Consider the following 22,383-nt stretch of genomic DNA (forward strand, 5'->3'; position numbering starts at 1 on the left):
TCTATGCATCATAACGGACCTTTTTCTATACCTTCTATCAGGAATTTTGTTCCCGAAAAGATAAAGCCTTGGGTTATTGTTCTCTTTGTTATCATTTTTCAGCTATCTTCTGGTGGGATATACTTGGCTGCAGTCAGCGAGATGGTAGGCTCTATGGCCCTGATGCAAGAGGATGTAATGATGATAGGTTATGCCTCTATGGTGGGTATGGCTCTTACATTTACCATCATGTTCAGGTTGAAATTCCGGTTTTGTTCCAGAACATCGTTGATAACATGCGCTGTCGCCCTTATTATGAGTAATCTGATATGTATGTCTGTAAACAGTATTCCTCTGCTTGTTGCTGTATCATTTATTGCCGGCATTTTCAGAATGTGGGCGACCTTTGAATGCAATTCGACTATTCAGCTTTGGATTACTCCGAAGCGTGATCTGTCGGTATTCTTTTGTTTTATTTATTTGTTGGTGCAAGGTTGCATTCAATTATCGGGACTGATAACTATCTATATAGCTTTTCTTTCTAAATGGCAATATATGCATTGGTTGGTTATCGGATTGCTGGGTGGAGTTATCCTGTTGACACATATGCTCTTCCGTAATTATCGCTCGATGAAAAAACTACCTTTGTATGGTATTGATTGGTTGGGGGCATTATTATGGGGGTTGACCGTGTTGAGTATCATCTTCATCTGTAATTATGGCGAACATTACGATTGGTTTCAGTCGATATATATAAGGATGGCAGCAGTTGCAGCCGTTATTATGCTTTTACTTAACTTGTGGCGTGCAAGTTTTATTCGACATCCTTTTATTGAACTGAAAACATGGCGTTACCCAATGGTTTATACAACTTTTATTCTTTTTGTGGTAATTGATATACTACTTGCTCCTTCACATTTGTTGGAACATATTTATATAGAAACAATATTGGGTTATGATTCCCTACATATTATATCTCTCAATTGGATCGTACTTCTGGGGATAGTAGTAGGGGCTCTTTTTACCTACCTGACTTTTGCCCGCCGTAAGTGGCGATATAAGACGATGACGGCCATTGCTTTTTCTGCTATAATAGTGTCACTCGCTATATTCTATTTTACTATCGACTATAACCAATCTAAAACATCGTTGATATTGCCGATATTTTTAAGAGGTTTTGGTTATGTTATTATAGCCATCACTTTTCTTACTGCATTGTCACGTGTACCATTTCAGAATTTTTTTCAGGCAATTACTATCCAGTTGTTTATCAGTGCTTGTATTGGAAGTGTATTAGGTACGGCTATTTTAGGGCATATATTTAAAGTATTGATAAAGAAAAATGGGATGTTGCTGAGTGCAAATATTGACAACGTGAATGCCATTGCTACAAATCTTTCATTGGGCAAGCTTTATGGTACGGTGCAGTTGCAGGCGCTGATGGTGTCGACGAAAGAATTGTATGGCTGGCTCGTTCTGTTAGGTTTATTTTGTCTGTTACTCTTTATGGTAAGAGAAAGTACAATACGCCCCAAAGCATCCATTCATCCGACCTACCGGACTATCAGACGGTTTGTGAAACATCAGTTAAGAATGGAAAAGAAGAAGGAGGAGGATGTTCTCTAATATCACAGGAAAAGGATAAAACAAAAACGCCAGCAGCTTGATAGTAAGCTACTGGCGTTGAGATATGGTACTCGAAGGGGGACTTGAACCCCCACGACTGCAATAGTCAAAGGATTTTAAGTCCTTCGTGTCTACCAATTCCACCATTCGAGCATCCCTTCTCTTAGAGATGAGCGAAAGACGGGATTCGAACCCGCGACCCTAACCTTGGCAAGGTTATGCTCTACCAACTGAGCTACTTTCGCGTTTGCGTGTGCAAAGGTAGATAAATCTTTTATTTGTGCAAATATTAGACGAAAAAAATATTCGTTAGTAAAAGACGACAAATTCTTTCTCGTTTTTATAAGAGATGTTCAGTTTCCGCAAGCGGTATTGGGAAACGCCTTCTAAGGGATTTCCAAATCCATTCCCGGTTTCGTATATGGTTTTGCATTGGGGGCATATGGCTGTGCCGGCATCTGTCGGTTCCACCTTTATGCTTCTTTGTGCTTCATGGGGGCAACATAAGTCATAGGCATAATGTTGTTGCCCATCAAAACCGCAAACAACGAATATGCCGGAGTATCCCGTTGTCTCTTTGTCTAATCTGGCTTGGGTGAATATCTTGTAATTGGTCGCACCAATCAAGTCGCTATCCCATGTCCGTAAGTCTATGTTAAAGTAAACAGGCGCATAAGGCAGAGGATCTTCTATTGTTTTACTACAGGAAAGAAGAATGCCTATAATTAAAAGAAATAAGAAACGTTTCATATCAATCGTGAATCAATTTTTCTTCTGCTTTGTTGACCTGTTCAAAAGCGAACCCGTCAATCACTTCTTGCATCAGGAGGGTGATAGACGCATTTTGTAGATTGCCTATGCTGCCCTCGTGTGTATGATTAACGGTTTTATTCGGTGAAAAATTGCCTGCTTCGATAGATAATCCGACCTCTTTGTAGGCATCCCGGAAAGGAACACCATGCAAGACCAGTCTGTTGACCTCCTCGACGCTGAAGAGCAGGGCATATTTGTCATCATCCAGAATATGTTCGTTTACCTGCATTTCCTGCATCATGAAGCTGACCATTTGCAAACACTCCTTTAATTCGTCGAATGCGGGGAGGAACACTTCTTTTATGATCTGTAAGTCTCTGAAATAACCGGAAGGCAGATTGTTTACGATCAAAGTGATTTGTTGAGGAAGGCCTTGTATTTTATTGCATTTAGCCCGTGTAAGCTCAAACACATCCGGATTCTTTTTATGTGGCATGATGCTGGAACCGGTAGTGAATTGATCAGGCAGTTTGATGAACCCGAAGTTCTGGCTGTTAAACAAACAAGCGTCGTAAGCCAGTTTGGATAAGGTCGCTGCGATTCCGGCCATAGCGAATGCCACGGTACGTTCCATCTTGCCTCGTCCCATTTGTGCATAAACGACGTTGTAATTCATTGAGTCAAAGCCAAGCAAGTCGGTTGTCATCTGTCGGTTTAACGGGAAAGAAGAGCCGTATCCGGCCGCCGATCCCAAAGGATTCCGGTTGCATATTTTATAGGCCGCCTGCATGAGTTGCAGGTCGTCGGCAAGGCTTTCCGCGTAGGCGCCAAACCAGAGACCGAAGGAGGAGGGCATGGCCACTTGAAGATGCGTATATCCCGGCATCAACACCTCTTTGTATCGGTTACTTTGTGTGATTAAGACATCGAAAAGGGCAGAGACGAGTTGGGTTAATTCCTGTATCTGAGCCCGTGTGAACAGTTTGAGGTCCAGCAATACCTGGTCGTTACGCGAGCGTCCACTGTGGATCTTTTTGCCGACATCCCCCAGCTTGCGGGTGAGCATTAGTTCTACTTGGGAGTGCACATCTTCCACGCCTTCTTCAATAATGAATTCGCCTTTATCGGCAAGGGCGTATATCGTCTTCAGTTCGGCCAGTAAAAGAGAGAGTTCTTCTCGGGTAAGCAATCCGATATTTTCCAGCATGGTGATATGCGCCATCGATCCCAAGACATCGTATTTTGCCAGATAAAGATCCATTTCCCTGTCTTTCCCGACAGTAAATGTCTCTACGGCATGATCAACCTGTGTATTCTTTTCCCAAAGCTTCATGTAAATAACGATTAACGATTAATGATAAACGATTCATAGAGGAAGGAGGTAGTTCTCCATTCTAATAAGGTAAGTTTGCCAGAACCTCCGCTATTTTGTCGATTCCGTCTTGCAGCGGTTTGGATATCATAGGTTTAATAAAAACAGGGATATCGGCACGGGTTGTTATTTTTAGGCGGGTGTCATTCTCTTCCACCTGTTTTAGCTGTACCCAAAGGAATAGGGGTACAGGTGAATTGGTTGTCGCGAATTTTATCGTTTTATTAGGTTCCCGTTCGACAATCTGGAACGTTATTTTGCCCACAGGGTCCACAGTGAAGCTGCAAGAGTCACTGTCGAATTCAAAGTCTTTGATTTTATCCTGTGGTATACGGTCCTTCAGCTTTTCCAGATTGGAGAGGTCGGACAATATAGCAAATATACGTTCGTCATTATGAGGAATAGATTTTATTCCACTTACAAATTCAGTCATTCAGATCTCCTTCTATTATCAGGGTTTCCAGTTTGCCGGGTCTTTCCGCCATTCTTGTAAGGTGGCAATTTCCGATTCGTCGATATAGTCGGTACGTACCGCTTCTTCGAGCACTGCATCGTAATTACTCAGAGTAGTCAGCGTGACTTTGGCTTCTTTGAATTGTTTTTCTGACACCGGGAATCCATGGGTGAAGATAGCCACCATGCCTACCACGTCACAACCGAAGTTGCGCACAGCTTCAACAGCTTTCAAGCTACTTCCGCCGGTAGACACTAAGTCTTCAATAACGACTACTTTAGAACCCGGTTTCAATTCCCCTTCAATGAGGTTTTCCAAACCATGATCTTTGGGAGTTGCACGGATATACACAAAAGGTAATCCCAACAGGTCGGCAACCAAGGCTCCTTGTGCAATCGCACCGGTAGCGACACCTGCAATAGCATCTGCATTTTCATACTTTTCGCTGATAATGCGAGCTAATTCCAACTTAATGAAAGTGCGTACGTCCGGATAAGAAAGCGTCTTTCTGTTATCACAGTAAATCGGTGATTTCCAGCCGGAGGCCCAGGTGAAAGGATTGGCCGGTTGTAGCTTAACGGCTTTAATCTTTAATAATTTCTCTGCTACTAATCTTTCCAGTGTTTTCATACAGTTGTAAATATATATAATGTATCAGTGTGCAAAAGTAGTCAAAGTCGTTGATATAACTCTATATATTGATTGTTATTTTTTTAGAAACTGTTTTGAATTTTATTCTCTATTTATAGATGTGCTATGGATAAGGTGAAGAAGCTGATTCGACAGTCTGCCACCTGAGATAGGGTGTCTATGCAGGCACCGGCGGTTGAACCGCTCGTGATAACGTCGTCTACTAAAAGTATATGTTTTCCTCTTAATTCTTCTTCTTTTGTGAGGGTGAAGATATCTTTAACGTTTAACCATCTGTTGTATCCTGTCTGTGTGGTCTGACTTTCTGTATGTATATTCCGTTTTACGGCTTGGGTATGGAGGGGTATTTTCAGTATGTCGCTAAGTCCCCGGGCGATCCATTCGGATTGGTTGTATCCTCTTTTCCTTTGTTTGCGTGGATGGAGGGGGATTGGCAGGATCAGATCGGCCTGGCAGATCGGATGTCCGGCTTCTTTTAATTCCTGTGCCGCTTGCCTGCCTAATAAGTATCCCAATTCTTTGTTGTTGTCATATTTTAATGCATGAATGAGCCGTTGCACCTGGCTTCCTTTTTCGTAATACAGGAAGGCGGTTGCGCATACTAGTTTCTCCCGGTCGATCAAGAGTTGTTCTACCGGGTTGGGTGTCTCTTTGTAAAAGCCGGTATGAGGCAGATGGCATAAGCAGTATAGGCAGAGTTGCTCTTCGCCTTCCATCAATCGTTCATTGCATAGTTTACAAAGGTTTGGGTAAAAGAGATGAACCAGGTCATTCCCTATATTCTTCTTCATCGCCGTCTATATTGAGTTGCTTCAGGCATTGGTTTATATCTTTGTTTTCAAATCCTCTTCCGGCAGCGAAGCGGAGGAGTTTGTAATAGGTTTCCCGTTGGTCTTTGCCCCGGATTGTTTTCTTTTTTTCTTTGAGCAGGGTCGACAGGGTAGAAAGATATGCATCCTCTTTGATGGCTGCAAGTGCTTCGGTGATATGGGTTTCTTGTATATGCTTTTTACGAAGCTCGTATCCTATTTTGATCTTTCCCCATTTGTTGAAACGCAGTTTGTCGTTGACGAAGCTGCGGCAAAAGCGCGATTCGTCGATAAACTTTTCTTGCAACAGCCGGGCGATGATTTTCTCTTCCGCCTCCCGGTTCAGTCCGGCAGCGCGTATTTTTTGCGCCACATCCCATATGCATCGTTCGGCAGCCGAGCAGTAGGCTGCTACCCGGTGTAAGATTTCCGTTTCGGTTCGTTCCTTCATAGCTTATGTATGTTTCAGTCTTTGTTCGGGTCGTATGGCTTTTAGGATACGATCTTTCCCGGATAGATCCTTTATCCGTTCGATCGATTCATACCCTTCCTGTTCCATGAGTTCGACCATTTCTTTCCCGCATTGGGCATTGATCTCGAAATAGATGTATCCCCCCGGTTGGAGCCTTTCTTTTCCCATTTGGGCAATATGGCGGTAATAAATCAAAGGGTCGTCATCTTTTACGAATAAGGCCAGGTGAGGTTCGTGCAATAAGACATTTTTCTCCATCGCTTTTTTCTCTTTTTCCATCACGTAAGGAGGATTGCTCACGATAAGGTCGAAAAGGGCTGGTTGGAGTTGGGCGCGGTCTTGGGCAGACAAGATGTCGGTGAGGAAGAAAGAAGCGTTTTCCGCTTTTAATAAACGGGCGTTCTCCCGTGCCGTTTCCAGGGCTTTGTCCGAGATGTCAATGCCGATGATTTCTGCGTTGGGCATGCCTTTGGCCAGGGAGATGGCGATACAGCCACTGCCGGTGCCGATGTCCAATACCGTTTTTTTCTCTCCATTGTCGTCGCAGAGGATATGTTCGACCAGTTCTTCTGTTTCCGGGCGCGGGATAAGCGTCGCCGGGTTTACCAGGAAATAGGCATCATAGAAATAGGCTTTCCCTATTATATATTGGATAGGCTCCGCCTGGCGAAGCCGGTCGATGATCTCCGTAATGCGCTTGTTCTCATTGTCGGATAATTCTCTATCTTTGTCGGAAAGAAGTTTGTATGGAGGAATGTGGCAGACTTCTTCCATGATCAGACGGGTGAAACTGCGGATCTCCCCCGCGGGGTAGAGGCCTTCTAGAGAAGATTGTATGTATGCGAGGGCTTGCGTCATATTCCCGGTTTGCATGCAAAAGTAACAAACAATTAACAATTAGCAATTGGCATTTAAGAATTAGTTGATATGGTGGTGGACGAAAGATACATGAAGCGTTGCCTCGAATTGGCCGGTAGAGCCGCCGGATATACCAGTCCCAATCCGCTGGTAGGGGCGGTGATTGTGCATAACGGAAAGATTATTGGAGAAGGGTTTCACCGAAAAGCCGGCGAAGCCCATGCGGAGGTGAATGCCATCGCGTCGGTAGTACGGGAAGAACTGCTTCGGGAGTCTACCTTGTACGTGAATCTGGAGCCCTGTTCTCATTACGGGAAAACCCCTCCTTGTGCGGAACTGATTATCGATAAACGAATTCCCCGGGTAGTAGTAGGTTGTCTTGATCCTTTCCCGGAAGTCTCCGGAAGGGGCGTGCGCCGGTTGCAGCAGGCAGGCGTGAAGGTGGTTACCGGTGTTATGCGGGAAGAAGCGCATGCGTTGAATAAAGTATTTATGACTTTCAATGAGCAAAAGCGTCCGTATATTTATCTGAAATGGGCACAGAGTATGGATGGGTATATGGATCGGGTACGGACGGATGCAACGGTTCCACCGGTGACTTTTTCTTCTCCCGAGACGCGGCGGAAGGTGCATAAACTCCGGTCGGAGGTGGCGGCTATTCTGGTAGGCACCCAAACTGCTCTGTTGGATAATCCGTCTTTGTCTGTGCGCCATTGGCGTGGAAACAATCCGGTGCGTGTGGTATTGGACCGTTATCTGCGTATACCCTCCCATTATCATTTGTTGGATGGACGTGCCCCGACGATTGTTTTTACGGCAAGGGAAAGACAGAATCAGCCTAACCTGGAATATATCGTATGGGATGATGCGCAGCCGGTATTGCCTCAGGTATTGCAGGCGTTGTCTTGCCGCAAATTGGATTCTTTATTGGTGGAAGGAGGAGCCTTTTTGTTGCAAAGCTTTTTACAGGAGGGCTTATGGGATGAGGCACGTGTGGAAACAGCCCCTTGTCTTTTAGGAGAAGGAGTGAAGGCTCCTGTTATTCCTTCGATTGCAGTGCAGACCGTTGCCCGTACCTCTGTGGGAAGCTCCTCAAAGGAATATCTTATAGATACTTTTTACAAAAAAAATCTTCAATGACCTCCCCTGTATAGGTGTTGGAAGGGGTGCATTGTCAACTGTTAATTTTATTGCCGATGCGCATCGGCAATATTGCTCATGCGCATCGACAATATTGCTGATGGGCTTCGGCAATACTAACGATAGCTATCAACACTAGAATAACCCCCCTTTTTTTCATAAAGCATCAAACCCGCTGCCGCTTTTCTCCGGAATCCGGGAGGGTAAAATATGTTATTTATCTATGTTATTGAAACTAAAATATTATAAATATTCCTCTCTATGAGGTATAAAGCAAAAAATGTTTCTACTTTTGTGCTTTTATATGCAATAAACTTATGTTTTTGATGAGAAATAAAATAGTACTGTTACTTACAGGGTGTTTGATGTGGTTGATGTCTTCTTGTTTGGGAGGAAGCGAAGAGAACAGTGATTATGAGATTCCCAAAAACTGTCAGATAATTTCATTCAAATTAGAGAATGATTCAATCCTGGGATTGGGCAGTACGCGATTTACGATCGATCAGTTACACGGACGTATTTTTAATATGGATTCGTTGGCCTATGGCACAGCAATGGAAAAAGCCATTTGTTCGGTGGAATATATGGATAACACCTATGGGGTTGCCTATGTGCAGGTGGTTCAGACTGCTGTCGGAGATACAATCGACTGGAATGCCTCTGATTCGCTTGACTTTTCCCAGCCGGTAGAGTTTATTGTAGGTGCCTATGATGGGGTAACGACGAAGAAATACAAGGCGCAAGTAAATGTACATCAATTGGTTCCCGATTCCATGGATTGGGGGTTGTATACGGATCGCCTGACGGAAGAAGCAATCCGGGAGCAGAAGGTGATACAACATACTTATGCGGGCGCAGCCTGTTATTTTATGTATACGCAACCTGCCGGAGCAAATTCTCCTTACCGTTTATATTATACTGTTGTCACAGACATGAAGAACTGGACAGCATTGTCCCTCGAAGGTTTGCCTGCGGGGAAAGCCCTTTTGTCGCAGTTGACAGCTTATGAAGGTACGTTCTATTTGCCGTCGACAGACGGTGTACTCTATCAATCGGTAGATGGGCAGGTGTGGACCGTGACAGAGAAGACTCCGGTCGTGCAGTCTTTGTTGGGTTATGTGAAAACAGGGGGAGACAGACAACCTTCTGTCTTAGCTGCCATCGTAAAAGAAGGGGATGCCCTTTCTTTTGCCGCTATGGATAAAGAAGGCATATGGACCATCGGTGAGGCTGTTCCCGAAGATTTCCCTGTTACCGGCTTTGGACAGTTGAATTATACATCCATGTATTATGAATACCTGATGGTTGTTGCCGGAAGAAGTGCCCGGAATACACTCCTGAACAATGCCTGGGGCACGATGAATGGAAAGGTTTGGGCTTTGCTGACGGATACCGATACGAATTATTTTGGTGAAAGAGAAGGCGTTATGTTGACGGCTTATGATGATAAGTTGTGGATGATCGGTGGGCTGGATGCGAATGGTAAAGGCTTGAAAGATATGTATGAAACGACCGATAAAGGGGTATCCTGGTCGTTGATAGATACGTTGGTTGTCTTGCCGGAAAACTATACAGGAAGAGGATTCTCTTCGTTGCAGGTAGATACCGATCAGTTCATTTCTATTATTGGAGGCAAAACGGCTTCCGGTAACAATGAACAACAAGAAATATGGCGTGGCCGGATCAACCGGTTAGGCTTTGAGAAATAGGAAAGTTCGTGTGTGGCATATAATTTTATGAGGCTTTTGACGTTAAAAAGAGATGTAGTATATAAGAAAAAGCATATGACTTCAACTTTTTTTCAACGGGTACTCATTGTTATTTTGTTACTGGGAACATATCCGGTGCTTCAGGCACAGGAATATAGATATGAGATAGGCGGCATGGCTGGCGGAAGCATGTATATGGGAGATGCCAATAAGAATGCCTTTGTGAAGGGATTGAACCCGGCCCTGGCGGCAGTGTTTCGTTACAATGTCAATTTCAGATGGGCGTTGAAAGCCGATCTGATGTGGGCACGCGTATCGGGAAGTACGGCGGGGTTGGATAATGTTTTTCCTCAGAATGCACAAGTTTCGTTTGACCGGAACCTGATGGAGCTAGGAGGACAGGCGGAATTTAATTTTTTCCCTTATAGCGATAAATATGCCTACCTGAATGCGAAGCCTATTACTCCCTATTTCCTGATAGGAATAGGGGCCACTGTTGCACCGGGAGGGAATCAGACTTTTTTCAGTCTGCATATACCCTTGGGAGTAGGCGTGAAATATAAAGTAAAAAACAGGATTAACCTGGGATGCGAGTTTGCCTTTCGAAAGCTGTTTGGTGATAGCCTGGAAGGGAATGATGCTCTGGATAATCCTTATGAGATAAGCAGTAGTATGCTGAAAAATAAAGACTGGTATTCTTGTTTGATGTTTTCTGTTACCTGGGATTTCGGACCCTGTGTGCGCCCTTGTAACAACAAAGACAATATTATCAGTTATTGAGAAAGAAAAAAAGAATGTCGCTGATAGCAGAAATAGATAAAAGCCGCTTGCCACAACATGTGGCTATCATCATGGATGGAAACGGACGCTGGGCGAAGGCTCAGGGAAAGGATCGTAGCTTTGGACATCAGGAAGGGGTCGTTTCTGTACGCAAAGTGTTGGAGGCAGCGACAGCTGTTGGTTTACGCTATTTGACTGTTTATACATTCTCTACTGAAAACTGGAACAGGCCGGAAGAAGAGGTACAGGCATTGATGGGGCTGTTGGTCTCGGCCATAGAAAAAGAAACGCCGGATCTGATGGCTAATAATATTCGCCTGAAAGCCATTGGCGATCTTTCGCGTTTGCCGGATGCTGTGCGTGCCACCCTGATGAACTGCATAGAGAAAACGGCTTCCAATACAGGAACAACCCTGGTGCTTGCCTTGAGTTATTCTTCCCGTTGGGAAATAACGCAAGCAACCCGGCAATTAGCCCAAGAGGTGTCTGCCGGTATCTATGCCCCGGAAGAGATTACCGAATCGATGTTGTCCGCGAAATTGACTACCCAGGGCATACCCGATCCGGATCTGTTGATCCGTACGGGAGGAGAAAAACGCATCAGTAATTTCCTTTTATGGCAATTATCTTATGCCGAATTGTATTTTACAGATATATATTGGCCCGATTTCAGAGAAGAAGAGTTGTATGGAGCTATCTTCTATTACCAACAGCGGGAACGACGCTTTGGTAAAACAAGTGAGCAATTAAACTATAAACAATAGTTGTTATATGTACAAAAGAGTAGTGCTGTTATGGATTTTGGTAGGTTTGGCTGTGGGTGCATTTGCACAAGAGACAGACTCTACCCAGGTTGAAGTTGAGACACCGGCAGAGTTGCCTGTCATTTCGTATTCCTCCTCCCCCAAGAAATATAAAATTGCGGATATAAAGGTAAGTGGAATATCGAATTACGAAGATTATTTGTTGATCGGATTTTCAGGTTTATCCGTAGGAGATGAAGTGACCATACCCGGAGAGAATATAACGACTGCCGTTAAGAATTTCTGGAAACATGGTCTTTTTTCGGATGTGAAAATTCTGGCAACCAAGATAGAGGATGGCCAGATTTGGTTGGAATTCCGGTTGAAACAAAGGCCCCGTATATCTCAGGTGCATTACCACGGTATAAAAAAGGGAGAGCGGGAAGACCTGGAAGGTAAACTGAGACTGAAAAAAGGATTCCAGGTGACTCCGAATACCGCCGACCGGGCAAAGATTGTTATCCAACGCTTTTTCGATGCCAAAGGATTTAAGAATGTAGATGTCAATATCTCTCAAAAAGATGACCTGGCCAACGAAGGGGAGGTGATTCTGGATATTTACATTGATAAAAATGAAAAGACGAAAATTCACCGCATTTATTTCAACGGTAATGAAGCACTGACCACACGTGAGCTGAAGAAGGCCATGAAGAAAACGAATGAAAAGTTTAGCTTCAAAAATGACTTTAAGAGCAGCGTGCTTGAAATGTTCAGTACAAAGAAATTTACTACGGAAGAGTATGAGAACGATAAGGCGAATATCATCAATAAATACAATGAGAAAGGTTATCGGGATGCTGTCTTATTGGAAGACAGTGTGGCGAACTTCAACGAAAAGACAGTTGATATCTACCTGAAACTGGAAGAAGGACAGCAATATTTCCTGAAAGATGTTCGTTTTGTAGGGAATACACAATATTCAACCGAGCAGCTGGAGTATTTGTTATCGATGAAATCGGGTGAGGTCTATAATCAAACCAAACTAACCGAGAGATTGACTACCGATGACGATGCCGTATCCAACCTGTATTTTAATAACGGTTACCTCTTCTTTAATGCGGACCCGGTAGAAATAGAAGTCGACAATGACTCTATCTCGTTGGAGATACGTATCCAGGAAGGACCGCAGGCAACAATCAACCGCGTCATCATCAATGGGAACGACCGTTTGTACGAAGATGTGGTGCGTCGTGAATTGCGTACGAAACCCGGGATGTTGTTTAGCCGCGAAGACCTGATTCGTTCGGTACGTGAACTGGCACAAATGGGCCATTTTGACCCGGAAAATATGAATCCGGTGCCTCTGCCCGATCCGGAAAATGGAACGGTGGATATCGAATACAACCTGGTGTCTAAAGCCAATGACCAGGTAGAACTTTCTGCTGGTTGGGGACAGACAGGGGTGATTGGTAAAGTGAGTTTGAAGTTTACCAACTTCTCTATGAAAAATTTCCTCAATCCCAAGAGCTATAAAGGGCTTATCCCGCAGGGAGAAGGACAGACATTGACCTTAAGCGGACAGACCAACGGACGCTATTATCAGGCATATAGTATTTCATTCATGGATCCCTGGTTTGGCGGCAAACGCCCGAATACACTTTCTGTGAGTGCGTATTTCTCTAAACAAACCGATATCAGTAGCAATTACCTGAGCAATTCAAGCTATTACGATCCTTACAGCTATTACGGCAGTGGATATGGTTATGGCGGATATGGAGGTTATGGTTATAACGGTTATGGATATGGAAACTATCAGAATAACTATGAGTTGGCTTACAACCCGGATAAATACATCACCATGTTTGGGGTGGCTGCCGGTTATGGAAAACGCTTGAGCTGGCCGGATGACTACTTCCAGTTCATGGCCACTTTCAATTATCAGATGTATACGATGAAAGACTGGGATTACTTCCTGGTGAACAACGGTACCTGTCATAACTTTAACCTGGAATTGTTGTTGCAACGTAACTCAATCGATAACCCGTTGTATACCCGTCGGGGTTCTCAGTTCTCCCTTTCTGTGAGCGCTACTCCTCCTTATTCTTTGTTCGATGGCAAAGATTATAATGCGATGAGCGACCAGGATCCGGAAAAATTCAAGTTTATAGAATATCATAAATGGAAATTTAAAGCCAAGATATTCTCTCCGTTGGCTCCTTTATCGGTCAAACGGACCCCTGTCCTGATGACACGTGTGGAATATGGTATATTGGGTTCTTACAGTGACGGTAAACGCTCTCCGTTTGAAACATTCTATATGGGGGGAGATGGTATGAGTGGTTATTCCAGTACGTACGCAACGGAAACAGTCGGTTTGCGTGGGTATGAGAATGGTAGTATTGCCGGTAACGGTGGATACAGTTCGTATGGATATGCTTATTCCCGTTTGAGTATGGAGCTGCGGTATCCGTTCTTGTTGGAGGCTACCTCTACGATCTATGGCTTGGCCTTTATCGAGGCTGGTAATGCCTGGAGATCGCTGAGTGAGTTTAATCCGTTCCAGTTGAAACGCTCTGCAGGTGTCGGTGTGCGTATCTTCCTGCCGATGATCGGATTGATGGGTATTGACTGGGCGTATGGCTTTGATCAGGCTAATTATTCCAACAGTACCTCCAAACGCAATGGAGGAGAATTCCATTTTATTATAGGTCAGGAATTTTAAATTAACGTTATTTAGTTTCAATAATATAAACCCTCTCTTATATTTGCAGTCTATGTACCAAGAGAAGAGAGGTTTTTATTCACTAAAAAGAAGGAGATATGAAACGAGTCATTCAAACTGTTTCGCCCAAGGCGATGACATGCGTGCGAGTTTTATACGACCGAAATATTAAAAATAAATAATGACGTATGAAAAAGATTATGGTAACATGCATGCTGCTATTGATAGCTTCAGTTGCAGTCATGGGGCAGAAGTTTGCCTTGATAGATATGGAATATATACTGAAAAATATTCCTGCGTATGAAATGACAAACGAACAACTGAGTCAGATCTCTCAAAAATGGCAGAACGAAGTGGAAGCAATCCAGCAGGAAGCCCAAAATATGTATAAGACTTATCAGAGTGATTTGGTTTTCCTTTCTGCTGAGATGAAGACAAAACGCGAAGAAGAAATCGTGAAAAAAGAACAGGAAGCCCAGGATGTAAAACGGAAATATTTCGGTCCGGAAGGCGAACTGTATAAGAAACGGGATAGTCTGATGAAACCGATACAGGATGAGGTCTATAATGCCGTGAAAGAGATATCGGAAGACAAAGGTTATCAGCTTGTTGTTGACAGGGCTTCGGCCATGAGTATCATTTTTGCATCGCCTAAAATAGACATCAGCAACGAAGTCTTGGTAAAATTAGGATATTCAAAATAATTGCGTACATTTGTGCACTTTAACAAGCTAGTTAAGTAGTATTTAATAATAAAGTAATATAAAGAAAGATGAAGAAACTTATCGCACTGGCAGTAATCATGCTGCTTCCTTTGGGTGCCATCGCACAAGAAGTTAAGATCGCATATGTAAATACACAGGAAATCATGATGGCCATGCCTGAATTGTCCGATATGGAAAAGAAATTGGCAGACCTGAATGAGTCGTATACTTCTGAGTTGAAACGTATGGAAGAAGATTATAACCGGAAGACGCAGGAATATATTGCAGCACAAGATTCATTGACTGAAAATATTAAATTGCGTAGAATGCAAGAGATTGAAGGCATGAGAGAACGTATGGAGCAAGTCTATCAGATGGGTCAACAAGAAATGTCTAAGAAACAGGAAGAGTTGTTCGCACCTATTCAACAAAAAATGATGGATGCCATTAAGTCAGTAGGTAATGAAAAAGGATACACTTATATTTTGTATCCGGCTTCTATTCTTTATACGGGCGATGCAGCGATTGACGCTACGCCGTTTGTGAAGACCAAATTGGGTATATAAGCAGTAACTATCAGAAAATAAAAAAGGATGTCTTTATTCAAAGGCATCCTTTGTCATATTATATGGTGAATAAGACAATCCTTTCTCAACAGCCTGGCCCTATCGGCATCTTTGACTCCGGATATGGTGGATTGACGATCTTTGATAAAATCCATAAGTCCATGCCGGACTATGATTATATTTATCTGGGAGATAATGCCCGGGCCCCTTATGGAACACGTTCCTTTGAGGTGGTGTATCGCTTTACCTTGCAGGCTGTAGAAACGCTTTTCCGCGAAGGATGTCAATTGGTCATACTGGCTTGCAATACGGCATCAGCCAAGGCACTTCGTACTATCCAGCAAAACGACCTGCCGTCTTGGGATCCGAATCGCCGGGTATTGGGCGTGATACGTCCGACCGTAGAGGTGATCGACTCTTTGAGTAAAACCAAACATGTTGGTGTCTTAGGGACGACAGGCACCATCTCTTCGCATTCTTATACGTTGGAAATAGAAAAGATGTTTCCCCATATGCAGGTGACGGGAGAGGCCTGTCCTATGTGGGTTCCCCTGGTAGAGAATAATGAGTTTGATACTGCCGGTGCTGATTATTTTGTACAAAAACACCTGGATAACCTCTTTACTGCCGATCCGGCTATTGATACGATCATACTGGGATGCACCCATTATCCCTTATTGCTTCATAAGATTCGTCGTTTTCTACCTGAGCGGGTCACTGTTTTGTCCCAGGGGGAGTATGTCGCCGCTAGTTTACAAGACTACCTGCAACGTCATCCGGAGATGGATAAGCGGTTGACCCAAGAGGGGAAGCTACGTTTTTTAACGACCGAATCGGCTCTTAAGTTCTCAGAGACGGCATCCCTCTTCCTGCAGAATCCGATAGATGTGGAGCAGATCGTGATCGATTGAGGCACGAAATCTGCCTACTCGATACTCTTACCAAAAGGCGTTAATGCCAATGCTGCCAATTTGAAATGCTGACGTGCAAAAGGAATACCCACGATTGTCAAGCATAACAACAAACCAAAACCTAAGTGGGTCAGGCAAATCCATATACCGCCGACAAGTATCCAGAGTACATTCATCATCAGGTTAAGGCATCCTCCTGCATTGCCCGTATCCGTCACCTTACTGCCAAAAGGCCATAACGCCAACCGACCCATCTTTAATGTCTGTAATCCGAAAGGAATGCCAATGATGGTAACCATTAAAAAGAGGCTGGCAATAATATATTCAATCGCCGTAACGCAACCTCCACAAAGTAACCAGATAATATTTCCTACTGTTTTCATTTGAGTAACCGTATTTGTTTATTCATTAGACGTCGTGTCCTGTTCTATAGATGTAGACGGTTGGCTCTGCCGGAATGTGACACGGAAGCTGTCTAATTCGGCAAAAACCTTTTGTTTGACAATTGCAAAGCTGTCCATTAACTCCGGCTTGACGGGTAGGGAAGGAGGAGACTCCATCTCCAGGGGATTGATAGGCTGCCCATTCTTATGCACCCTGAAATCCAAATGCGGACCGGTTGATAAGCCGGTAGAGCCTACATAGGCGATCACCTGTCCTTGGGCGACCTGGGTGCCGACTTGTAGGCCTTGAGCAAATTTACTCAGGTGCATATAGGTTGTCGTATAAACCGAGTTGTGTTTTATCTTTACATAATTACCTCCTCCCGACTGATACCCTTTGGCTATAACGGTTCCTGCCCCGATACTTTTCACCGGTGTTCCTACGGGAGCGGCATAATCCACGCCGTGGTGTGCCCGATAGATTTTAAGAACCGGGTGAAAGCGGGAGTGGGAGAAGCGGGAGGTGATACGGAAAAAGTCGAGAGGAGCTTTGAGGAATGCCTTCCGCAGGCTGTTGCCTTTTTCATCGAAGTATTCACTGACACTGTCCTGGGTGAATGGAACAGCGATAAACTCTTTGTCTTTGTGTGTAAAGACAGCCCCTTTTATGGCTGCCACATGGAGAGCTGTGGTATCATCGATAAAGGCCACATCGTACAATACGCGGAAAGAATCTCCTTTTTTGACATCAAAGAAGTCGATCTGCCAGGCAAAGACATCCGCCAGCTTCAGGGCAAGCAGGGGATCAGCGCCACTGCGTTGTATCTCGTTCCATAACGAAGAATGAATCGTTCCTTCCGTGTATAAGCGTTTCAGACGGATTGCTTTGGAAAATCCATAGGCCCGGATGGAGTCTGCCGTTAAGTCGATAATCGCATAATCCGTATGCGATTTGGCAAAAGCGATATAACGGATGGTGTGCGTACTGTCCATCGTGGTGAACGTACAGTATGACATGCCGGTGCGTAGTTTGGTCGGGTCCAGTACATTGGCGGCGCTCCTGCCAATATGATCGGCTTCCCGGGCCGAAAAGCCCAAGCGGGAGAAAATACTCGCCGGGTTGTCTCCGTTTTTCAGGGTGTAATTCGATACTTCCAGGGAATCGATACAGATACCGTATTGGTATATATGTTGTATGGTGTCTATAACCTCTGGGCTTTCTTCTTTTGTGATGGAGCGTTTATTTTCCGTGCAGGAGAAAGAAAAGATAAATAAGAAAAGAAGGGAAAGAGGTATAGCGTGTTTCATTTGTTCTTTTTTACATATTCAAATATCCTAAAATGCAAATTTAGGGAAAATAATAGATAAGTTAAAGTCTTTGTTAATTCTAAGGAGAGGCTATGTTTATCAAATCGCGCATAATTGTTAATATAACCTAAATGGGGAGGCCTTTGTAAACAATTTGACCGAAATTTGCGTCTTATGTGTAAACATGATTATTGATAAATAAAATTACGTATGAAAAAAGTATTATTTTACCTGATGGCTCTTCCCGTATGCGTATGGATGATGGCCTCTTGTGCAGAAAAAAAAGTAGACGCCAAAGCTTTAGCAGGCAAATGGAACATTGTCGAAGTCAAAGGAACCGTTGTTGAAAAGAAAGAGAAAGTACCTTTCATGGAGTTTGATATGTCTGAGAATAGATTACACGGAAATGCCGGTTGTAATATATTCAATACGGCCGTGAAGTTGGATGCTCAAAATCCGGCAGCTATCTCTTTTGCTCCTGCCATTGCTACTATGATGGCTTGTTTGGACATGGAACTAGAAAGAACCGTGATGAAGTCTTTGGAAGAAGTGAGTGCGGTTAAGGCGGGTAAAACGGCCAATGAAATGGTATTAGTCGACAAAGACGGGAACACCTTGTTTGTTCTTGCCAAATAACGATATACAAGCGTACACAAAAGAAAGGATGGTCCCATGGGATCATCCTTTTTTGTTATTCCCCTGTCTGTGTCAGGAGATTAAATCTGCCACAGTCGCCCGGCTTTCTTTGATAAGGTCTTGAGGGGATATGTGTATTTGCAAACCTCTTTGTCCGGCACTGACATAGATTTTATCGAAGGTCTCCGCCGTTTCGTGGATATAGGTAGGGAACTGCTTTTTCATGCCGATAGGCGAACAGGCACCCCGGATATAACCAGTAAGGGGCAATAGCTCTTTCATCGGGATCATTTCGCATTTTTTATTCCCCGATAGTTTCGCCGCTTTCTTCAGGTCCAGCTCTTGGGCTCCCGGAATGATGCAGACGAAGTGCCCGTTTTTATCCCCTTGCAACACCAATGTCTTGAACACCTGCTCGACATTCTCACCCAATTGCTCGGCTACGTGTATGGCACTTAAGTCGGACTCATCCACTTCGTACGGGATCAGTTCATAATCGATCTGCATTTTATCCAGTAAGCGGGCGACATTGGTTTTATTTATTTTTTCTTTCGCCATTCTTTTTCTGTTAAGAAGATAAACCTTTCATCGATAACTGCACACGTTTGCGTACCAGATCCACACTGAGCACCTTCACTTTTACATGCTGGTGAATAGAAACAACTTGCGTGGGATCACTGATAAAGCGGTCCGCCAATTCGGAGATATGCACCAATCCGTTTTCTTTGATGCCTATATCGACAAAGCAACCGAAGTTCGTTATATTCGTGACGATGCCCGGCAGTACAATCCCTTCGTGCAGGTTTTCAATCGTCTTTATCGTCGGGTCGAAGGCAAATACCTGGATCGCCTGGCGGGGGTCACGCCCCGGTTTATCCAATTCCTCCATGATGTCGAGTAAGGTAGGCATACCTACTTTGGCGTTGGTGTAATTTTCCAGTTTCAGTTTTTTCTTACGCTCTTTGTCGTTTATCAGGTCGGTCACAGAACATTGCAGGTCTTTGGCCATCTGTTCCACGATGACATAGCTTTCGGGATGAACCGCAGAGTTATCCAAAGGGTTCTTACCTCCCTGGATGCGTAAGAAGCCGGCACTTTGTTCAAAGGCCTTTTCTCCCATCCGGGGTACTTTCAACAGTTCACGGCGGGAGTGGAAGGGACCGTTTTCGCTTCTGTACGTCACAATGTTTTGTGCCAATGCAGGACCTAATCCGGAGATATAGGTCAACAGATGTTTACTGGCTGTGTTGACATTGACTCCGACAAGGTTCACGCAACTTTCGACGGTCTGATCCAGACTCTTCTTCAAGGCCGGTTGATCCACATCGTGTTGGTATTGTCCGACCCCAATACTTTTAGGGTCAATTTTAACCAATTCCGCCAGGGGATCCATCAGGCGACGGCCAATGCTGATCGCCCCTCGGACGGTGACGTCGTAGGTGGGAAACTCTTCCCGGGCGATTTTAGAGGCCGAGTAGATAGAAGCGCCATTTTCGCTGACGACAAATACCTGCACTTTCCGGTCGTATCGAATCTGGGTAATGAATTGTTCCGTTTCCCGGCTGGCCGTGCCGTTACCGATAGCGATCGCTTCGATGGCGTATGTCTCTACCAGATGGGCTACCTTGGCAGCCGCCTTTGTTTTTTCCTGCTGTGGAGGATGCGGGTAGATTGTCTCGTTGTGTAATAGGTTTCCCTGGCTATCGAGACAAACCAACTTACAGCCGGTTCGATAGCCGGGATCTATGCCCAATACCCGTTTTTGTCCCAAGGGGGCAGCCAATAATAACTGCCGGAGGTTCTCGGCAAAAACACGGATGGCTTCTTCGTCGGCTTTGGCTTTGCTCAGGTGGGTAAATTCTGTTTCGATAGAAGGTTTCAACAGCCTTTTGTAAGCGTCTTCCACCGCCTCTTCGACCAAAAGGGAGCTGGCATTCTGTCCTTTCACGAAACGATTTTTTAATCGTTCGACCGTCGGTTCTGTCTCCGGGGAGATCGTTACCCGCAGGATGCCTTCCGCTTCTCCCCGGCGCAGGGCCAGGATGCGGTGGGAGGAAGCCCGTTTCAAGGGTTCGCTGAATGCAAAGTAGTCTTTGTATTTCGCCCCTTCTTCTTCTTTGCCTTTGATTACTTTGGCGGTAATCGTGGCGGTATGCGTAAATGAATTCCGTACCGAGTGGCGTGCCCCTTCGTTTTCATTCACCCATTCCGCAATAATATCACAGGCCCCTTGCAAGGCATCGCCCGTATTTTTAACCTCTCCTTGCACAAAGGCATAGGCCCGGTTTTTGGGATCCGCCTCGTTTTGCATCATCAATATTTTAGCCAATGGCTCCAATCCCTTTTTGCGGGCGATCTCTGCCCGGGTGACGCGTTTGGGTTTATAAGGCAGGTAGAGGTCTTCCAGTTCGGTACTATCCCATGATTCTTCGATGCGTTTCTTTAGTTCGGGCGTGAGTTTGCCCTGTTCTTCGATGGAGTGAAGGATCGTCTCTTTGCGTTTCTCCAGTTCGGTGAATTTATCTAACAGGTCTTTGATCTGACTGATTTGTACTTCGTCCAATCCTCCGGTAACTTCTTTTCGGTAGCGGCTGATAAAAGGAATGGTGGCTCCTTCTGTTAACAAAGCAATTGTTTTTTCAACTTGCCCGGCCGGAATTTGCGATGCCTGGGAGATAAGTGTGTTTATTATGGAATTCATCTTATTCAATCTCTTTTATGCTCCAAAGATAATGGTTTCTTTTACACGAAATCGCTGACAAATAAAATTGCCGACGATCGTCAGCAAAATTGCCGATAATTGTCGGCAATTTTGCTGATATATATCGGCAATTGTGCTGACAATTATCGGCAATTTTATTTCGGGGCAGAAAATAGGTATTTATATAGATGATTTCTTTAACTCCTTAGCCTTCTCTGCATCCTTGTCTTCCTGTCTCCTACCTTCGATAAAATACGCCGAATGCATAAAAAACACTATCTTTAGGCCATGAAAAAGAGTGTATTTATACTTATCGCCTGGGTTTTTGTATCCATACCTGTATGGAGCCAGTCAAAGACAGTTACGATTGAAACCAATGTGGGTACGATGAAAGGGATATTGTATGACGATGTATCCAATCATGTGGCGACCTTCTGTGAGCGGGCAAACAAAGGTTTATTCAACGGCACGCTCTTTACCCGTGTCATTCCCGAGTTTATGATACAAGGCGGAGCCCCCGATTCAAAGAACGCGCCGGCCGGCGTGCGGGTGGGTTATGGAGACAGAAGTGCAGAGATTCTTCCGGAGATGCGACCGCAATACTTCTTCAAGAAAGGTACGATTGCCGCTCCCCGGCAGAACGATGATATCAACCCGAAGAAAAAATCGGATATGTCGCAGTTCTTTATCGTACAAGGAAAGGTGTACCGGGCAGGCGAACTCGACACCTTGCAACGAGCAACGAATCTACCCATCAAACGTAAAGCGATGGTCGCATTCTATCAACCGCACAAAATGGAAATGGACAGTCTGAAAACCGCCGACCCGAAAGAATACAACCGGCGGGTGGTGGAGATCAATCACAAAGTAGATTCTGTTATCCGGGCCACACCGGGCCATCTGTTTTTCACGGACGAACAAATAGAGGCTTACACCACCCTTGGTGGCAGTCGTCATCTGGAAGGACAATACACCATCTACGGAGAAATAACCGAAGGATTGGATATTATCGACCGGATCGCATCCCAACCCCGTGACGCTTACGACCGCCCGAAGAAAGACATTAAAATCGTACGGGTAACCGTTGACTGAGAATTACAATTAAT

General features: G+C 44.5%; 22 protein-coding genes and 2 tRNA genes. 11 read left to right on the top strand and 13 right to left on the bottom strand.

Going from position 1 to position 22,383, the window contains the following annotated elements:
• The first annotated feature begins 3 nt into the window (after nt 1-3).
• On the top strand, nt 4-1,605 hold the full coding sequence (locus D0T51_RS04310) for a hypothetical protein (RefSeq protein WP_163725674.1): 1,602 nt from the start codon (nt 4-6) through the stop codon (nt 1,603-1,605).
• A gap of 65 nt (nt 1,606-1,670) precedes the next feature.
• On the opposite strand, the gene D0T51_RS04315 is transcribed toward D0T51_RS04310, so the two are convergent.
• The 9 genes from D0T51_RS04315 to prmC all read right to left on the bottom strand — a co-directional run bounded on the left by D0T51_RS04315 (nt 1,671) and on the right by prmC (nt 6,974).
• Nucleotides 1,671-1,758, bottom strand: a tRNA-Leu gene (locus D0T51_RS04315).
• A gap of 19 nt (nt 1,759-1,777) precedes the next feature.
• Nucleotides 1,778-1,850: transfer RNA gene (locus D0T51_RS04320), tRNA-Gly, on the bottom strand.
• Between the two features lie 64 nt (nt 1,851-1,914).
• Nucleotides 1,915-2,355 (bottom strand): hypothetical protein, encoded by a 441-nt coding sequence (locus tag D0T51_RS04325; RefSeq protein WP_163725676.1) that lies wholly within the window; start codon nt 2,353-2,355, stop codon nt 1,915-1,917.
• A 1-nt stretch (nt 2,356) separates the two neighbouring features.
• Entirely contained in the window at nt 2,357-3,697 is a 1,341-nt protein-coding gene (gene argH / locus D0T51_RS04330) for an argininosuccinate lyase (protein ID WP_163725823.1), read from the bottom strand.
• A gap of 55 nt (nt 3,698-3,752) precedes the next feature.
• Nucleotides 3,753-4,163, bottom strand: a complete 411-nt coding sequence (locus tag D0T51_RS04335; protein ID WP_163725680.1) for an SRPBCC family protein — start codon at nt 4,161-4,163, stop codon at nt 3,753-3,755.
• An 18-nt stretch (nt 4,164-4,181) separates the two neighbouring features.
• Nucleotides 4,182-4,814 (bottom strand): orotate phosphoribosyltransferase, encoded by a 633-nt coding sequence (gene pyrE / locus D0T51_RS04340; RefSeq protein ID WP_163725683.1) that lies wholly within the window; start codon nt 4,812-4,814, stop codon nt 4,182-4,184.
• A gap of 113 nt (nt 4,815-4,927) precedes the next feature.
• Entirely contained in the window at nt 4,928-5,626 is a 699-nt protein-coding gene (locus D0T51_RS04345) for a ComF family protein (protein ID WP_163725685.1), read from the bottom strand.
• Entirely contained in the window at nt 5,604-6,095 is a 492-nt protein-coding gene (locus tag D0T51_RS04350; protein WP_163725688.1) for a regulatory protein RecX, read from the bottom strand. Before D0T51_RS04350 ends, D0T51_RS04345 begins: the two co-directional genes overlap by 23 nt.
• A 3-nt stretch (nt 6,096-6,098) precedes the next feature.
• Nucleotides 6,099-6,974, bottom strand: coding sequence for a peptide chain release factor N(5)-glutamine methyltransferase (gene prmC / locus D0T51_RS04355; protein ID WP_163725691.1), 876 nt, complete (start codon nt 6,972-6,974; stop codon nt 6,099-6,101).
• 69 nt (nt 6,975-7,043) lie between these two features.
• On the opposite strand from prmC, the gene ribD reads away from it, so the two are divergent.
• The 8 genes from ribD (at nt 7,044) to murI (ending at nt 16,249) form a co-directional block, all read left to right on the top strand.
• Nucleotides 7,044-8,114: a bifunctional diaminohydroxyphosphoribosylaminopyrimidine deaminase/5-amino-6-(5-phosphoribosylamino)uracil reductase RibD gene (gene ribD, locus D0T51_RS04360; RefSeq protein WP_163725694.1), complete on the top strand. Its 1,071-nt coding sequence runs from the start codon at nt 7,044-7,046 to the stop codon at nt 8,112-8,114.
• A gap of 326 nt (nt 8,115-8,440) precedes the next feature.
• Nucleotides 8,441-9,823 carry a DUF6242 domain-containing protein gene (locus D0T51_RS04365; protein ID WP_239056675.1) on the top strand — a complete coding sequence of 461 codons (1,383 nt, stop codon included), beginning with the start codon at nt 8,441-8,443 and terminating at the stop codon, nt 9,821-9,823.
• A gap of 75 nt (nt 9,824-9,898) precedes the next feature.
• Nucleotides 9,899-10,603 (top strand): DUF6089 family protein, encoded by a 705-nt coding sequence (locus D0T51_RS04370; RefSeq protein ID WP_163725699.1) that lies wholly within the window; start codon nt 9,899-9,901, stop codon nt 10,601-10,603.
• Nucleotides 10,604-10,617: 14 nt separating this feature from the next.
• On the top strand, nt 10,618-11,367 hold the full coding sequence (locus D0T51_RS04375) for an isoprenyl transferase (RefSeq protein WP_239056676.1): 750 nt from the start codon (nt 10,618-10,620) through the stop codon (nt 11,365-11,367).
• Nucleotides 11,368-11,374: 7 nt separating this feature from the next.
• Nucleotides 11,375-14,068, top strand: a complete 2,694-nt coding sequence (bamA, locus tag D0T51_RS04380; RefSeq protein ID WP_163725705.1) for an outer membrane protein assembly factor BamA — start codon at nt 11,375-11,377, stop codon at nt 14,066-14,068.
• 188 nt (nt 14,069-14,256) lie between these two features.
• Nucleotides 14,257-14,772: an OmpH family outer membrane protein gene (locus D0T51_RS04385; protein ID WP_163725708.1), complete on the top strand. Its 516-nt coding sequence runs from the start codon at nt 14,257-14,259 to the stop codon at nt 14,770-14,772.
• A 68-nt stretch (nt 14,773-14,840) separates the two neighbouring features.
• A complete protein-coding gene (locus D0T51_RS04390) occupies nt 14,841-15,338 on the top strand; it encodes an OmpH family outer membrane protein (RefSeq protein WP_163725711.1) in 498 nt (165 codons plus the stop codon).
• 62 nt (nt 15,339-15,400) lie between these two features.
• Nucleotides 15,401-16,249: a glutamate racemase gene (murI, locus tag D0T51_RS04395; RefSeq protein WP_203583320.1), complete on the top strand. Its 849-nt coding sequence runs from the start codon at nt 15,401-15,403 to the stop codon at nt 16,247-16,249.
• A 14-nt stretch (nt 16,250-16,263) separates the two neighbouring features.
• On the opposite strand, the gene D0T51_RS04400 is transcribed toward murI, so the two are convergent.
• Together D0T51_RS04400 and D0T51_RS04405 are read right to left on the bottom strand one after the other, a co-directional pair.
• Nucleotides 16,264-16,632: a YccF domain-containing protein gene (locus D0T51_RS04400; protein ID WP_163725713.1), complete on the bottom strand. Its 369-nt coding sequence runs from the start codon at nt 16,630-16,632 to the stop codon at nt 16,264-16,266.
• 18 nt (nt 16,633-16,650) lie between these two features.
• Nucleotides 16,651-17,940, bottom strand: a complete 1,290-nt coding sequence (locus D0T51_RS04405; protein ID WP_163725716.1) for a M23 family metallopeptidase — start codon at nt 17,938-17,940, stop codon at nt 16,651-16,653.
• A 210-nt stretch (nt 17,941-18,150) separates the two neighbouring features.
• On the opposite strand from D0T51_RS04405, the gene D0T51_RS04410 reads away from it, so the two are divergent.
• Nucleotides 18,151-18,576 carry an META domain-containing protein gene (locus D0T51_RS04410; protein WP_163725719.1) on the top strand — a complete coding sequence of 142 codons (426 nt, stop codon included), beginning with the start codon at nt 18,151-18,153 and terminating at the stop codon, nt 18,574-18,576.
• Nucleotides 18,577-18,648: 72 nt separating this feature from the next.
• Here the strand turns inward: D0T51_RS04410 and ybaK are convergent, their stop codons facing one another.
• Nucleotides 18,649-19,134 carry a Cys-tRNA(Pro) deacylase gene (gene ybaK / locus D0T51_RS04415; protein ID WP_163725723.1) on the bottom strand — a complete coding sequence of 162 codons (486 nt, stop codon included), beginning with the start codon at nt 19,132-19,134 and terminating at the stop codon, nt 18,649-18,651.
• A 10-nt stretch (nt 19,135-19,144) separates the two neighbouring features.
• Nucleotides 19,145-21,277 (bottom strand): Tex family protein, encoded by a 2,133-nt coding sequence (locus tag D0T51_RS04420; protein WP_163725727.1) that lies wholly within the window; start codon nt 21,275-21,277, stop codon nt 19,145-19,147.
• Nucleotides 21,278-21,565: 288 nt separating this feature from the next.
• Between D0T51_RS04420 and D0T51_RS04425 the strand changes: the two genes are divergently transcribed.
• Complete coding sequence (locus tag D0T51_RS04425) at nt 21,566-22,369, top strand: peptidylprolyl isomerase (protein WP_163725730.1); 804 nt, start codon at nt 21,566-21,568, stop codon at nt 22,367-22,369.
• Nucleotides 22,370-22,383 lie beyond the last annotated feature (14 nt).

Origin of the sequence: Parabacteroides sp. 52, from assembly GCF_010500925.1 — a bacterium.
Lineage (GTDB): Bacteria > Bacteroidota > Bacteroidia > Bacteroidales > Tannerellaceae > QVMG01.